This window comes from Stenotrophomonas sp. Steno-C17 (genome assembly GCF_056393165.1).
On sequence record NZ_JBWJPD010000006.1, the window covers coordinates 118,436 to 132,360 of the forward strand.

The 13,925-nt window shown below is 68.8% G+C and carries 10 protein-coding genes; 5 read left to right on the top strand and 5 right to left on the bottom strand.

Annotated features, from left to right (window positions below; translation table 11 throughout):
• Positions 1–29: 29 nt before the first annotated feature.
• Both AC06FA_RS07650 and AC06FA_RS07655 read right to left on the bottom strand, forming a co-directional pair.
• Positions 30–1,673 carry an ATP-binding cassette domain-containing protein gene (locus AC06FA_RS07650; protein ID WP_478067787.1) on the bottom strand — a complete coding sequence of 548 codons (1,644 nt, stop codon included), beginning with the start codon at positions 1,671–1,673 and terminating at the stop codon, positions 30–32.
• 265 nt (positions 1,674–1,938) lie between these two features.
• On the bottom strand, positions 1,939–2,838 hold the full coding sequence (locus AC06FA_RS07655; RefSeq protein ID WP_478067788.1) for a LysR family transcriptional regulator: 900 nt from the start codon (positions 2,836–2,838) through the stop codon (positions 1,939–1,941).
• A gap of 151 nt (positions 2,839–2,989) precedes the next feature.
• On the opposite strand from AC06FA_RS07655, the gene AC06FA_RS07660 reads away from it, so the two are divergent.
• A complete protein-coding gene (locus AC06FA_RS07660; RefSeq protein WP_478067789.1) occupies positions 2,990–4,168 on the top strand; it encodes a serine hydrolase domain-containing protein in 1,179 nt (392 codons plus the stop codon).
• Positions 4,165–5,349: an MFS transporter gene (locus tag AC06FA_RS07665; protein WP_478067790.1), complete on the top strand. Its 1,185-nt coding sequence runs from the start codon at positions 4,165–4,167 to the stop codon at positions 5,347–5,349. The genes AC06FA_RS07660 and AC06FA_RS07665 overlap by 4 nt, the downstream gene beginning before the upstream one ends.
• 3 nt (positions 5,350–5,352) lie before the next feature.
• On the opposite strand, the gene AC06FA_RS07670 is transcribed toward AC06FA_RS07665, so the two are convergent.
• On the bottom strand, positions 5,353–6,972 hold the full coding sequence (locus AC06FA_RS07670; RefSeq protein ID WP_478067791.1) for an EAL domain-containing protein: 1,620 nt from the start codon (positions 6,970–6,972) through the stop codon (positions 5,353–5,355).
• A 230-nt stretch (positions 6,973–7,202) separates the two neighbouring features.
• Between AC06FA_RS07670 and cycA the strand changes: the two genes are divergently transcribed.
• Both cycA and AC06FA_RS07680 read left to right on the top strand, forming a co-directional pair.
• A complete protein-coding gene (gene cycA / locus AC06FA_RS07675) occupies positions 7,203–8,573 on the top strand; it encodes a D-serine/D-alanine/glycine transporter (protein ID WP_478067792.1) in 1,371 nt (456 codons plus the stop codon).
• Between the two features lie 124 nt (positions 8,574–8,697).
• On the top strand, positions 8,698–9,474 hold the full coding sequence (locus AC06FA_RS07680) for a lytic transglycosylase domain-containing protein (protein WP_478067793.1): 777 nt from the start codon (positions 8,698–8,700) through the stop codon (positions 9,472–9,474).
• A 6-nt stretch (positions 9,475–9,480) separates the two neighbouring features.
• Here the strand turns inward: AC06FA_RS07680 and AC06FA_RS07685 are convergent, their stop codons facing one another.
• Positions 9,481–10,974 carry a tetratricopeptide repeat protein gene (locus AC06FA_RS07685; RefSeq protein ID WP_478067794.1) on the bottom strand — a complete coding sequence of 498 codons (1,494 nt, stop codon included), beginning with the start codon at positions 10,972–10,974 and terminating at the stop codon, positions 9,481–9,483.
• Between the two features lie 153 nt (positions 10,975–11,127).
• Here AC06FA_RS07685 and AC06FA_RS07690 point away from each other — a divergent pair, with 153 nt between their 5' ends.
• On the top strand, positions 11,128–13,209 hold the full coding sequence (locus AC06FA_RS07690; RefSeq protein ID WP_478067795.1) for an NHL repeat-containing protein: 2,082 nt from the start codon (positions 11,128–11,130) through the stop codon (positions 13,207–13,209).
• On the opposite strand, the gene AC06FA_RS07695 is transcribed toward AC06FA_RS07690, so the two are convergent.
• Positions 13,187–13,591: a YciI family protein gene (locus tag AC06FA_RS07695; RefSeq protein ID WP_108755287.1), complete on the bottom strand. Its 405-nt coding sequence runs from the start codon at positions 13,589–13,591 to the stop codon at positions 13,187–13,189. The two genes, AC06FA_RS07690 and AC06FA_RS07695, sit on opposite strands and share 23 nt — an antisense overlap.
• Between the last annotated feature and the right edge of the window lie 334 nt (positions 13,592–13,925).

Here is a 13,925-nt window from a genome sequence, read left to right on the forward strand (position 1 = left end):
ACGGCATCCACGCGTGTGGTAGAGCGGGGTCAGATCCCTTCTGCGTTGCAGAAGGGATCCGACCCCGGCTGTGCGTCGCGCCACTGCCAGCCTGCGGCGCCCACGTGCAGGATCTGGGTGGGCTGCAGCGCCTGCAGCAGATGGGTGTCATGGCTGACCATCAGCAGCCCGCCTTCCCACGCGGCCAACAGTGATTCCAGCGCCTGCAGGGCGGCCAGATCCAGCGCGTTGCCGGGTTCGTCCAGCAACAGCAGCTGCGGTGCGGGATGCGCGTACAGCACGCTGGCCAGCGCGCCCTTCACCCGCTCGCCATCGCTGAGGCTGCTGGCCGGGCGCTGGATGCGCTGGGCATCCAGGCCGAGCAGGGCGAGCCGTGTGCGCAGTTCGGCAGGATCGGCAGCCGGGTTGGCGGCCTGCACCGTGTCGAGGATGCTGCGGTCGCCCGCCAGTGCCAGCAGTTGCTGGTCCAGCAGGGCCAGCGGTGCGTGCCGCTGCACGCTGCCACTGCGCGGCTGCAGTTGCCCGGCCAGTACACGCAGCAGGGTGGACTTGCCGCTGCCGTTGTCGCCGACCACGGCAATGCGCTGGCCGCGGCGGATATCCAGCTGCAGTGGCGCGGCGCAGCCATGCGGCAGGACCAGATCCTGTGCCTGCAGCAGGCGCGCGCTGCCACGTTCGCCCTCGTGGGCGAACAGGGCCAGCTGTGGCGCAGCCTGCACGGCGGCTGCGGCACTGCGCAGCTGCTGCGCGCTGGCCTGCAGGCGATCGGCCTGGATCTGCTGCGCGCGGCCCTGCGTGGCTTCGGCACGCTGCTTCTGCCCACCCAGCAGGATCGGCGCCTGGTTGGCCTGCTTTGCATCACGGTTGCCGCGCGCCTGCCGCTGCTGCTGGCGTTCGTGCTGCTCGCGCGCGCTGCGCTGCTGCTGCCGGTGCTGCGCACGGGCGTGGTCCAGTTGGGCGGCGGCGGCTTCGCGTTCGGCGGTACGCGCATCCACGTAGTCCTGCCACGCACCGCCATAGCGATGCAGGCCGCGCCCATCCAGTTCGACGATCTGCTGCATGTGGGCCAGCAGGCCGCGGTCGTGGCTGATGGCCAGCAGACCGCCGCGCCACTGCTGCAGGTGCGTGTACAGCTGCTGGCGATGGCGCGCATCCAGGTGGTTGCTCGGCTCGTCCAGGATCAGCCAGTCGGCGCCACTGGCCCATGCGCCGGACAGCGCCACGCGCATGGCCTGGCCGCCGCTGAGGCGCGCGGCAGGTTGCCCCGCCTGCAGGTCGGCGGGCAGGCCCAGGGATTGCCACTGCTGCTGCAGGCGCTCGCGCAGATCCCAGCGCTCGCCCACGCAGGTGAAATCGTGCTCATCGATGCCACCGGCTTCGATGCGGTCCAACGCGGCCAATACATCACCCACGCCGGCCAGCTCGCCCACCGTGCCCCGTGGCGGATAGCCGAGCGTGGGCAGCAGGAACACCTGTCCACTGCTGCGCACCTGGCCGCTGTCGGGTGACAGTTGCCCGGCCAGCAAACGGGCGAGCACGCTCTTGCCCACGCCATTGCCGCCGACCAGCCCGGTGGCCAGCGGTTCGAAGGAAAACGACAGATCAGAAAACAACGGACGGCCATCGGCCAACCGATACGACACGCGATCGAGCGTGAGGGAGTGCGAAGTCATGCGACCTCCAAGCAATGCCATGGTCTCCCCTGCGCGCAGGGGCGGGAAGAGTCAGGCCGTCCGGTTTGCAGACGGCGGCATTACTGGCGCATTGGTCGCGAGCCTCTTGGAGGAATGAGGGGAAATTATAGCGTGGGTGGCTGAACGGGCGCGCGTGGGTTGTAGAGTCGAGCCATGCTCGACTGCTTCAAGCAGTCGAGCAAGCTCGACTCTACGGGTGCGCGCGGGTTGTGAAGTCGAGCATGGCTCGACTCTACAAGAAGGGTTACGGCACGGTTTCCAGGCGGGCGCTGACGAAATCGATGAAGGCGCGCAGCTTGGGCAGCACGTGGCGGCCGGACGGCCACAGCAGGTGGAAGATGCCGCAGGAATGCACGTGCTCGTCGAGTACGGTGACCAGGCGGCCATCGGCCAGTGCGTGGCGCACCGAGTGCACGGGCACGAAGGCCAGCCCGCCATCACGCAGGGCCATGGCAACGCGCGCTTCAATGGTGTTGGCCACCATGTTCACCGGCAGCTCCTGCGCCACTTCACCGTCGGGCCACTGCACCGGCCATGCTTCCAGTTTGCCGGTGCTGGGAAAGCGGTAATGCAGCAGGCGATGCTGCAGCATGTCCGCCGGCGTGCGCGGTACACCGTGGCGCTGCAGATACGCCGGCGAGGCCACCACGCGCCGTGGGAACACGCCCAGGCGCCGTGCGTTCATGCGTGAATCGCTGGGCTCGCCCACGCGCAGCACCGCATCGAAGCCTTCTTCGATCACATCCACCAGGCGGTCGCTGAAATCCAGTTCCAGGCGGATATCCGGGTAGGCGGCCATGAAGTCGGCCAGCAGTGGCAGGGTCAGGTCGCCGACCAGGGGCAGGCTGATGCGCAGGGTGCCGCTGGGCGATGCACTCTGCTGGGCCAGTTCGGTGCGCGCGGCATCGCGCTCGTGCAGGATCCGCCGGCAGCGCGCCAGGAACAACTGGCCCTCGGCGGTGAGGGTGATGCTGCGCGTGCTGCGGTGGAACAGGCGCACGCCCAGCGCGTGTTCCAACCGCGCCACGCACTTGCCCGCGGCCGATGCGGAAATGCCCTGCAGGCGCCCGGTTTCCACGAAGCTGCGGGTTTCGGCGGCATGGATGAAGGTCTGCAGGTTGGCCAGGTTGTCGAGCACGGACATGGCGGGCGTTCCGGGGGCATGGCGGTAGTGTCGGTCCGCTCATGGTGCCGATTGCGGACTTCACAGTCCACGATGTCGGGAGCGTGCCTTGGCTTTTTCCCGCCGACAGCGGGCTCTAACGTGGCGGCCCTCCCTCCCAAGGACTGCCGTGATGAATGCACTACCTGCGCTGGCGCCCGCCCCGCTGCTTCCTTCCGTGCAGCGCGTGCTGCAGCAGGCCCACCCCCGCCAGATCGTGGGGGCGGTGGTGCTGGTGCGGCACCGTGGTCTGTGGCGCCACGCCAGTGCCAGCGGTCTGGCCGATCGCGAGCTGGGCACGCCGATGCGCCGCGATCATCTGTTCCGCCTGGCCTCGGTCAGCAAGCTGCTGCTGACCGTGGTGTTCCTGCGCCTGGTGCAGCAGGGCGTGCTGGATCTGGATGCCCCGGTGCAACGCTGGCTGCCCACGTTCTGTCCCGCGCTGCCCAGCGGTGAAGCGGCGGCGATCAGCCTGCGCCAGCTGCTGAGCCACAGTAGCGGCCTGGGCTACCGCTTCCTGGAAGCCGATGCGCAGGGGCCCTACGCGCAGGCCGGGGTGAGTGATGGCATGGATGCCAGCCCGATCAGCCTGGCCGAGAACGTGCGGCGCATCGGCCAAGTGCCGCTGCAGTTCGCCCCCGGTACGCAATGGATGTATTCGCTGGGCGTGGATGTGGCCGGCGCCGTCGCCGAGGCCGCCACCGGGCAGTGCCTGCAGGATCTGTTCGAGCAGCACCTGGCCCGACCGCTGGGGCTGCGCGACACCGGTTTTGCCACTGCCGAGGGCGCACGCCTGGCCGTACCGTACGTGGACGATGCGCCGGCGCCGCACCGGCTGGGCGAAGGCGAAACCGTGCCGGTGTACGCCGATACCGTGGGCATTGCCTACAGCCCCGCGCGTGCCACCGATGCCACGCGCTTTCCGTCGGCGGGTGCGGGTCTGGTCGGCAGCGCCGACGATCTGATGGCGGTGCTGGAAGCGCTGCGCGACGTGCGCCATTCGTCGTTGCTGTCGCCTGAAATGGCTGCGCAGGTGGTGAGCCTGCAGGTCGGCCATGCCGGTCCTCCCGAGCCGGCGGGCTGGGGCTTCGGGCTGGGCGCGGCGGTGTTGCATGACCCGGCTGCCGCGGCCACGCCGCAGGCCATCGGCACCTGGCGCTGGGGCGGTGCATATGGCCACAGCTGGTTTGTCGATCCGCAGCGGGAACTGAGCGTGGTGGCGCTGACCAACACGCTGTACGCCGGCATGCACGGGCCCTTCGTGGATGCACTGCGCGATGCGATCTACGCCGACCTGGACGGTGCCCGATGAGCGGCCACGCAGCGGCCGATGCCCTGCCCGCGGGTGAGGCCACGCGGCTTCCCTGGGCGGCACTGCTGGCCCTGGCCGGTGGCGGCTTCATCACCCTGCTGACCGAAACCCTGCCGGCCGGTGTGCTGCGGCCGATTGGCAGCAGCCTGGGCGTGAGCGATGCCGCGGCGGGGCAGCTGGTGAGTGTGTACGCGCTGGGCTCGTTGCTGGCGGCACTGCCGATGACCGCGCTGACCCAACGACTGCCACGGCGCCCGCTGCTGCTGGCGGCCATCGCCGGCTTCGTGCTGGTGAACACGCTGACCGCGTTGAGCAGCAGCTACCCGCTGATCCTGGTGGCGCGCTTCCTGGCGGGTGTGTGCGCGGGCCTGTTGTGGTCGCTGGTGGCCGGCTATGCGGCGCGCATGGTGGTGCCGGCGCTGCAGGGCCGGGCCATCGCGGTGGCCATGGTGGGGTCACCGCTGGCGCTGTCGCTGGGTGTGCCGGCGGGCACCTTGCTGGGACAGCAGTTCGGCTGGCGCTGGGTGTTCGCCCTGATGAGCGTGCTGGCCGTGGCCCTGCTGGGCTACGCGCGCTGGGCGTTGCCGGCGCTGCCGGCCGCGGGTGGCGGGCAGCGCATGCCGCTGGGCGCGGTCTGGCGCCTGCCTGGCGTGCGCAGCACGCTGCTGGTGATGGCGCTGTACGTGCTGGCGCACAACGTGCTGTACACCTACATCGAACCGCTGGCCCTGCTGGCCCATGCCGGGGCATGGCTGGACCGCCTGCTGCTGGTGTTCGGGGTGTCGGCCATTGCCGGCATCATGGTGGCCGCCTGGGGCGTGGACCACCATCTGCGCGCACTGGTCTGGGCCGCCGTGCTGGGCTTCGTGGCGGCGGTGCTGGCCCTGCTGTTGTGGCCGCACAACGCGCGGGTGCTGCTGCTGGCGACGGCGCTGTGGGGGCTGGCCTTCGGCGGGGTACCGGCACTGTTCCAGACCGCACTGGCCCGCCGCGCGGGCGCCGCAGCGGACCTTGCGCAGTCGATGCTGGTGACCGGCTGGAACCTGGCCATCGCCGCCGGTGGCGTGGCCGGCGGCGTGCTGCTGCAGGCCGCCGGGGCGCAGGTGCTGGCGTGGCTGCCGCTGGGCCTGCTGCTGGTATGCGGGGCCTGGCTGCTGGCCCGGCCGCGGGCCTGGGGCTGACCGTCAGTTGTCGGAGAATTCGCGCTCGATCGGCACGCTGCGCGGGTTCTGCATGTGCTCGCGCGCGGCGCCGTACTGCTGCTGGCGCCGATGGTGGAAGGCCACGAACTCATCGCGTGGCAACGGGCGCGAGAACAACCAGCCCTGGCCGAAGTGCACGTGCTGGCTGTGCAGGTAGGCCAGCTGCGCTTCGGTTTCCACACCTTCGGCCACCACCCACAGGCCCAGTTCACGGGCCATCTCGATGATGTGCGGGGTGACCGGCGTGGTGGCGCTTTCGGTGCCGATCGCATCGACGAAGGACTTGTCGATCTTCAGTGCGTCCAGCGGCAGCTGTTCCAGGTACTGCAGGCTGGAATAGCCCACGCCGAAATCATCGATGGCGATGCTGTGCCCGGCCCGGCGTGCGGCGGCCATCATGGTGCGGGCGCGGTCGATATCCAAGAAGCCGCGCTCGGTGGCTTCCAGCCAGATCTGCTGCGGCAGGATGCCGCTGCCGGCCATGCGCGCCGAGACGACCTTCAGCGCACGGCCGCTGCTGATGTCTTCCGGCGCCAGGTTGATGGCGATGTGCGCGCTGCGGTCGGACACCAGCAGATCGCGCATGTCCTTCACCACGTTCTCGATCACTACATCGGTGAGCGCCTGGATCAGGCCGTGTTCCTCGGCCAGCGGAATGAAGATGTCCGGGCGCACCTGGGTGCCGTCGGGGTGCTGCCAGCGCACCAGCGCCTCGGCACCCACGCAGATGCCGGTATCCAGTTCGATGATGGGCTGGTAGTGCAGGTACAGTTCGCGGCGGCGGATGGCGGTGGCCAGTTCGCCGCGCATGGACAGGCGCCGCTGCGACAGCCACACCACCACGCCCACGCCCAGCGCGGCCAGCAGCAGGCCCACCGGTACGAACAGCCAGGCCTGCTGGCGGAACGTGGCGGCCAGGGCGGTGCGTGGCGCGGTGGCGATGGCCAGCCATTCGTCGTTGCGCGCGCTGGCATACAGGGTGTCCTGGTCCAGCCCTTTGCCCGGATTGCGCAGCAGGTCCAGCAGCAACTGGCGATCGATGCCGTCCTGGCGGGTCAGCAGGCGCCCATCGGGGCTGGCCAGGGCCAGCCGCACATCGGGGTCGGCGATGACGCCGACGAAGTGACGCGGGTCCACCAGCACATCGTACGACCCGTACAGCACCGCCAGCACCTTGCGCCCACCGGTGGCGGCGGGGCGGATATCCACGGCAATGCCGGCGCCGTCGCTGGTGACATGGTCGGCACGGGGCTGGTCCACGTTGCCTTCGAACGCGCCCCAGGACGTGCAGCGCAGCTTGCCGGCCTCGAAGTAGCCCATCTGGTCGATGGACGGGGTGGTCATCACCAGCGTCTGCATGCGCTTGATGTGCGCGCTGCCACAGGGCGGCATGGCGCCGGCCTCGGCCGATTTCAGCGCGGCCAGTGCTTCCTGGTAGGACAGGTCGGCGCGCCGCAGGGTTCGTTCGGCAATGCCATGCAGGCGCTGCTGTTCCACGTCCACGGCGCTGTTCCAGGTGGCATAGACCATGGCGGCGATGGGCACCACGGCAGCGACCAGCGCTGCGACGACGCCGAGGATGACGACCCGCAGGCGGCTCATGGCCGGTACTCCGGTCGGGCGGGCAGGGCTGCGGGCATGGCGGCCGATCCTTGGGCGGATGCGCTATCTGAGCATGCCGGGCCGCTGTGCGGAATGGGGCAGGAACGATAATCCGTCACATTGTGGCAATTGCGACAGCAGCTGGCGGCATCGAACCGACCCCGGCTGGCGCTCCGGGCCATACAGGACTACCGTCGAGGGCTTCACCCGCCCCTTCCAGCGCCCCGTCCATGACTGAACCCGCCACGCCCCCCGAGCATCTGCGCCGCAGCCTGTCCAACCGCCACCTGCAGCTGATCGCCATCGGCGGTGCCATCGGCACCGGCCTGTTCATGGGCTCGGGCAAGACCATCAGCCTGGCCGGGCCGTCCATCATCTTCGTCTACCTGATCATCGGCGCGATGCTGTTCTTCGTGATGCGGGCGATGGGCGAGCTGCTGCTGTCCAACCTGAACTACAAGTCCTTCATCGATTTTTCCACCGATCTGCTGGGCCCGTGGGCTGGCTTCTTCTGCGGCTGGACGTACTGGTTCTGCTGGATCGTGACCGCCATCGCCGATGTGATCGCCATCGCCGCCTATGCGCAGTTCTGGTTCCCCGAACTGGCCGCGTGGATACCGGCGCTGCTGTGCGTGCTGCTGTTGCTGGGCTTGAACCTGGTGACGGTGAAGCTGTTTGGCGAAATGGAGTTCTGGTTCGCGCTGATCAAGATCGTGGCGATCTGCGCGCTGATCATCACCGGTGCCGGACTGGTGGCGTGGGGGTTCACTTCGCCCAGCGGCCACACCGCCGCGTTGTCGAACCTGTGGAATGACGGCGGCATGTTCCCGATGGGCCTGGTTGGTTTCTTCGCCGGTTTCCAGATTGCGGTGTTCGCCTTCGTCGGCATCGAACTGGTGGGCACCACCGCCGCGGAAACCGCGAACCCGGAACGCAATCTGCCCAAGGCGATCAATTCCATTCCGGTGCGCATCATCATCTTCTACGTGCTGGCGCTGATCGCGATCATGGCGGTGACCCCCTGGCGCCAGGTGGTGCCGGACAAGAGCCCGTTCGTGCAGCTGTTCGTGCTGGCCGGCATTCCGGCCGCCGCAAGCCTGATCAACTTCGTGGTGCTGACCTCGGCCACCTCGTCGGCCAACAGCGGCATCTTCTCCACCAGCCGCATGCTGTACGGTCTGGCCGAAGAGGGGCACGCGCCGCGCGGGTTGTCCAGGTTGTCGCGTGCAGCGGTGCCCGCGCGTGGGCTGCTGTTCTCGTGCCTGTGCCTGCTGGGCGGCACGCTGCTGATCTACCTGATTCCCAACCTGGTTACCGCCTTTACCCTGGTGACCACCCTGGCTACCGTGCTGTTCATCTTCGTCTGGTCGCTGATCCTGGTGGCCTACATGGTCTACCGCCGCCGCTACCCCGAGCGGCACGCGGCATCGATCTTCAAGATGCCCGGCGGCGTGGCGATGTGCTGGGCCTGCCTGCTGTTCTTTGCTGGCGTGCTGGTGCTGTTGAGCCTGCAGGCCGACACCCGCCAGGCGCTGCTGGCCAGCCCGGCGTGGTTCGTGCTGCTGGGCGTGGGGTATTGGCTGCGTCGCGGGCGGCCGTAGAGTCGACCGTTGGTCGACTATTTGGTCGACTATCGCGCGCAGCGCGGGGATTCAGTCGACTGACAGTCGACTCTACCCCCCATTCACCCGGATTTAGCGGGCGCGGCCGGATCATCCGGCCGCCATGTTCCCCTGCCGTGCCGCCGTTGCGCTGTCGCTGCTGCTGGGCCTGTGGCCCGGCCTGGCCCAGGCGCGCACGGTGTACCGCTGCGTGCAGGGCAACACGGTCAGCCTGGCCACCGCACCCGAACCGGGTTCGCGGTGTACCGCAAAGCAGATCGATGACAACGCGGTGCAGGCACCCAACCTGTGGGGCAACATGGGGGTGTTCAGCGGCGTGCTGTACGAGCGTGAGCAGGACGGCGCGCTGGTCTATTCCACCCGCAATCTGCCAGGTTCGCGGGTGTACCTGAAGTTCACCGTGGCCACGCCACCGGGCGAGCCTGCGCATGAGGGCCTGGGCAAGGTGGGGGCGCCGCAGCTGGCGCCCCATGCCAAGCAGTTCAAGGCGGCAGCCAAAGCCACCGGGGTGGACGATGCCTGGCTGCGCGCGATCGCGCATGCCGAAAGCAACTTCGATGCGCTGGCCGTTTCCCGCAAGGGCGCGCAGGGCGTGATGCAGCTGATGCCGGAAACGGCGGTGGAATACGGTGTGCGCGATCCGTTTTCGGCGCAGCAATCAATCGATGGCGGCGCGCGCTACATGCGCAGCCTGCTGCGCCGCTACAACGGTGACCGCCCATTGGCGGCGGCGGCCTACAACGCAGGTATCGGCGCGGTGGCACGCTACAACGGCGTGCCGCCGTATGCGGAAACCCTGGCTTACGTGGAAAAAGTGATGGCGCTGTACGCGCGCTATCGGCAGGCCATGGGTATCCGCAGCGAGGTGCCGGCGAAGTAGCGTGGTTCAGCGCGACGATGTATTTCCGTACAGTGCGTAGCGCTCGATCCGCCCGACCTTGGCAATGGCCGCGCGCACGTCGGCGCGCTGCTTCAGCTGCCGCCAGCGCGCATCGATCTCCACTTCGGTGGGCAGCGACGGATAGACGCGCATGTCCTGCAGGTCCAGCAGGGCTTCGTTGCGGTCATCGGGCGATTGCAGCTGGCCGATCAGCGCGGCCGCTGCACCGTCCAGGTCGCCTTCCTCCAGCAGCATTTCCCGGTGGAAGGTGCGTGCCGTTTCGCGGTTGCGCACCAGCGTGGCCCGTGCCGTGGCAGCGGCGGCGGCATCGCCACGCTTGCGTGCCGCCACGAAGTCGATCAGCGCCTGCGCCGATTCCCGGTAGGGGGTTGGATTGTCCAGGCGGGCCAGCACCGTCTGTGCCTCGTCCAGCTGATCGGTGACGGCCAGCATGAAGGCCAGGTTCATGACGTGGTCCAGGTGGTCCTGGCCACGTGCACCGACCTTCTCGGCCAGCCGTGCCATGGCCCCGGCGTCATCCAGACGATCCAGCCGGCGCAGCGCCACCATGCGGTTGGTCAGCAGCCAGGCCATCCATTGCGCTTCATTGCCACCGGGCAGGTTGCCCTCGGCCACGAACTGCGCCATGCCGTCGGTGAACTGCACGATCTGTTCGTTCTCACCCAGCATCAACTGGGTGGCACTGAAATCAACCAGCGCAGCATTCAGGCTGCGATCCAGCAGGCTGGATACACGCAGGTCGTCCAGGTGCTGGCGCGCGGCGCGTTCGGGGTCATAGCGCGGGTCTGTGCGGTCTACGTAGCGGTCGAAGCGCTTGTCACTGCGCAGGGCGATCAAGGCCTGCGGTGTGCGGATGCGCTCGAGCGTGGCCGCCACATCACGGCCCGAATCGGTTTCGATCTGCAGGCGGGCCAGCGCCACCCAGTACGCGCTCGGTTCGAGCCCGTCAGTTTTCCAGCCGTTGTCGAACAGGGCCTTGAGCACCTCGCGCTGGCGTGCGGGCTGGTCGCGCAGCGCATACAGCAGGTAGCCCACCACGCGTGTGCCGAAGGTGAGGGGTTCGCGTGCGTGCGCCGTGGCCTGCAGCAGATGAGTGGCGGCCTGCTCGGTCTGCTTCTCGGTCAGATCGATCGATACCAGTGGCACCAGGGCTTCGATGTCGCCCGGATCGACGGCCAGCGCCATCTGCAGGTAGCGGCGCGCCAGGATGATGTCGTTCTGCAGGACCGCGGTCATGCCACCGATACGCGCGCCTTCGGCACGCGCTTCGGGTGTGAGCGTGGCCAACTGCGGATCGTCGATCAGCTTCTCGAACTCGACCATCGCGCCCAGCAGGTTGCCGCTGCTGGCGGTGGTCTGCGCGCTCTCCCAGCGTTGCTGGAACGTCGCGGCGGCCGTGCTGTCGGCGGCCGCCGCAGCGAAAGGCACCGCCAGCAGAGCGGCGGACAGTGCAAGCGGCAGCAGGCGGGCACGGGACATGGGCGGTTCCATCCTTGGCAAGAGCACTGATTGAAACCCGCCGCGCGACCGGCGGCAAGCGAGGGCATCGCAGGCGACCCGGCGGCGATTGGCACAACGGCACGCCAGCGACTATCGTCGTGGCCTGAAAATCGGCAGGGATGACGCGCAGCGATGGCACAGCGGTACTGGTGGGTGGCAGGTGTGGTGGTCGTGACGGCGGCGGCGTTGGCGGCGACCTGGTGGCCCATGGAGCCACCGGAGGCGTCTGCCCCGGTGGGGCCGCAACCCACGCCCCTGGCCTGGACCGCGCAGATTGAAACGCTGGCCGGCGACGGGCATCCCGGCAACCGCGATGGTGCCGCCGCGCAGGCGCGCTTCGCCGATCCCTATGCGGTGGTGCGCACGGCGCAGGGCGCGGTCTACTTCACCGATGCCGGCGACAACAACCGTATCCGCCGCTGGTGGCCTGATGGCCGTGTGCAGACCGTGGCCGGGCAGGGCGAGGGGCGCGTGGACGGACCCGCCCTGCAGGCCAGCTTCAACACGCCCTCGGGCATTGCCGCTGATGCGCAGGGCAATCTGTATGTGGCCGACACCGGCAACCACGCGATCCGCCGCATTGGCAGCGACGGACAGGTGACGACCCTGGCCGGGGGCGAGCAGGGCTACGCCGATGGTCCTGCCGCACAGGCGCGCTTCGATGGGCCGATGGGCATCGCCGTGGATGCGCAGGGCCAGGTATTCGTGGCCGATACCTGGAACGATCGCATCCGGGTGATTGGCACCGACGGCCAGGTGCGGACCGTGGCCGGCGGCGACCGCCCGGGGTTCACCGATGCGATCGGTGGCGAAGCGCGGTTTGATACGCCGGTGGCACTGGCCTTCGATGCGCATGGCGCCTTGCTGGTGGCCGACCTGTTCAACAACGCGGTGCGCCGCGTGGGCGCCGACGGCACTGTCAGTACGGTGGTGAGCACCGGCGGGGTGATGAACGGGCCCCTTGCGTTGGCCACGACCCACGATGGCGTGCTGTACGTGGGCGACCTGGACGGGCGCGTGCTGCAGATCACCCCGCAGGGCCACCAGATCGCGCTGCTGGGCAATGATCGCCTGCCACGCCTGGCCCGTCCCAGCGGCCTGGCGGTGGATGCCGATGGCAGTGTGCTGGTAGCCGACTCCACCGCGTACCGCCTGCATCGCCTGCGCCCGCTGCCGGTGGGCGAGCTTCCCGCACCGGCATTGGTGGGTCCGGCCGCCGATGCGGGGTTGCCAGATACCGGCGGACGCTGGCCGCTGGCACCGCAGGACGGCTGGCACGAAGTGGTGGGCACGCTGGGCGAAGTGCGTGGCACCTTCAAGGGCGAGAGCCGCCACCACCTGCACGGTGGCTTCGATGTGCGCGGCGACGTAGGGCAGACCGTTCTGGCCATTGCGGAAGGCAAGATCAGCAGCCCGATCGCCGCCTGGAGCCTGGGCGGGCAGGGCGAGGGCCTGGCGGTGGACCGCCTGAAGTACATCCACATGCGCGTGGGCCGCACGCCGCGTGGTGAACCGTTCGATGCACGCTGGCAGCCGCTGTATGCCGACGACGGAACGCTGAAGCGCATCCGTGTGCGCCGGGGCACGCGCATCCACGTGGGTGACCGGCTGGGCAGCATCAACAGCCAGGCGCACGTGCACCTGGCGCTGGGTACCGGTGGCTTCGAAACCAACGCGGTGGCCCTGGGCTTCCGCAACTACGCTGACCACTTCGCCCCGCGCATCACCGACGTGGCGCTGCTGGATGACAACGATCAACCCATGGCGCCGGGCAGCGACGGCGTGGTGATGGTGGCGCGGCAGGGACGCGGCGTGCAGATCGTGGTGGAAGCGTGGGACCAGGTGGACAACAACCTGCCGCGCCGCCGCCTGGGGCCTTACCAGGTGGGCTACCAGATCCTGGATGGCAGCGGCCAGCCGCTGCAGGGTTACGAGCAGCCGCGCTGGAACATCGTGTTCAACCGCATGCCGCCGCAGAACCTGGCAGCGAAGGTGGCCTATGCACCGGACAGCGGCATTACCGTGCACGGCAGTGCGGTCACCCGTTTCCGTTACCTGGTGACCAACACGGTGCGTGACGGCCTGATGGAAACCGGGCGCTGGCAGCCGGCCGCGCTGCCACCGGGCGAGTACATCGTGCGCGCCAGTGCGCGCGACTACAGTGGCAACGAGGGTGTGGGCCGGCGCGAGATCAGGGTGCGGCTGCTGCCGTAGCCGCAGGGGCGCCGCAGCGTTCGCGTTCGGCGTCCATGTCTTCCAGCGGGCGCACTTCGATGCTGCCGAAGCGTGCCCAGGGGAAGTCGCGGGCGATGGCCATGGCTTCGTCGCGGTTGCGCGCCACGATCAGGTTGAAGCCGGCCAGCAGTTCGCGGGTTTCGGCGAAGGGGCCATCGAGCACACGGCTGTGGCCATCGCGCACGCGCAGGGTCTGGGCGGTATCTACCGGCTGCAGTTTCTGCGCGGCCAGCAGGGTGCCTTCGGCCTGCAGTTGGTCGGCGTGGGCCAGGCAGTCGCGCATCAGCGCGTTGAATTCTTCGCTGGGCAGGGCCTGCAGCAGGGCGGGCTCGATATAGATCAGGAGCAGGTACTGCTGCATGGGGTGGTCCTGGCGTGGCGGGGCGGGTGACCATGATGGCGCAGGTCTGCGCGGAATCATGCTGCAGCGCGAAAAGCGCGCCTTCGGCGGGGACCGGCGAACGGCGGAGCCCCTCCGTGGTGGGTTTGGGTTTGTCGAGGAAAGCTGGGCTTGCTGGTTTGGGCCGGGCGGGTGGGGTTGGCTGGGACGCCGTGAATCCCTCCGTGGAGGCTTAGCCGCGCCATCCATGGCGCGGATACCCCGCCAACCCCACCCGCCCGGCCCCAGACAGGTTCACGCGGCTGACCCACCACGGTAGATCAAGAGAAAAAGGCAAAAGCAAAAGCAAAAGCAG

Excerpts from the sequence above, each read along its gene's own strand:
- AC06FA_RS07695 (WP_108755287.1), bottom strand. The coding sequence starts at position 13,591 with ATGCAGCAGTACCTGCTCCTGATCTATATCGAGCCCGCCCTGCTGCAG.
- AC06FA_RS07655 (WP_478067788.1), bottom strand. The coding sequence starts at position 2,838 with ATGTCCGTGCTCGACAACCTGGCCAACCTGCAGACCTTCATCCATGCC.
- AC06FA_RS07680 (WP_478067793.1), top strand. The coding sequence starts at position 8,698 with ATGTTCCCCTGCCGTGCCGCCGTTGCGCTGTCGCTGCTGCTGGGCCTG.
- AC06FA_RS07650 (WP_478067787.1), bottom strand. The coding sequence starts at position 1,673 with ATGACTTCGCACTCCCTCACGCTCGATCGCGTGTCGTATCGGTTGGCC.
- AC06FA_RS07670 (WP_478067791.1), bottom strand. The coding sequence starts at position 6,972 with ATGAGCCGCCTGCGGGTCGTCATCCTCGGCGTCGTCGCAGCGCTGGTC.
- AC06FA_RS07685 (WP_478067794.1), bottom strand. The coding sequence starts at position 10,974 with ATGTCCCGTGCCCGCCTGCTGCCGCTTGCACTGTCCGCCGCTCTGCTG.
- AC06FA_RS07665 (WP_478067790.1), top strand. The coding sequence starts at position 4,165 with ATGAGCGGCCACGCAGCGGCCGATGCCCTGCCCGCGGGTGAGGCCACG.
- cycA (WP_478067792.1), top strand. The coding sequence starts at position 7,203 with ATGACTGAACCCGCCACGCCCCCCGAGCATCTGCGCCGCAGCCTGTCC.
- AC06FA_RS07660 (WP_478067789.1), top strand. The coding sequence starts at position 2,990 with ATGAATGCACTACCTGCGCTGGCGCCCGCCCCGCTGCTTCCTTCCGTG.
- AC06FA_RS07690 (WP_478067795.1), top strand. The coding sequence starts at position 11,128 with ATGGCACAGCGGTACTGGTGGGTGGCAGGTGTGGTGGTCGTGACGGCG.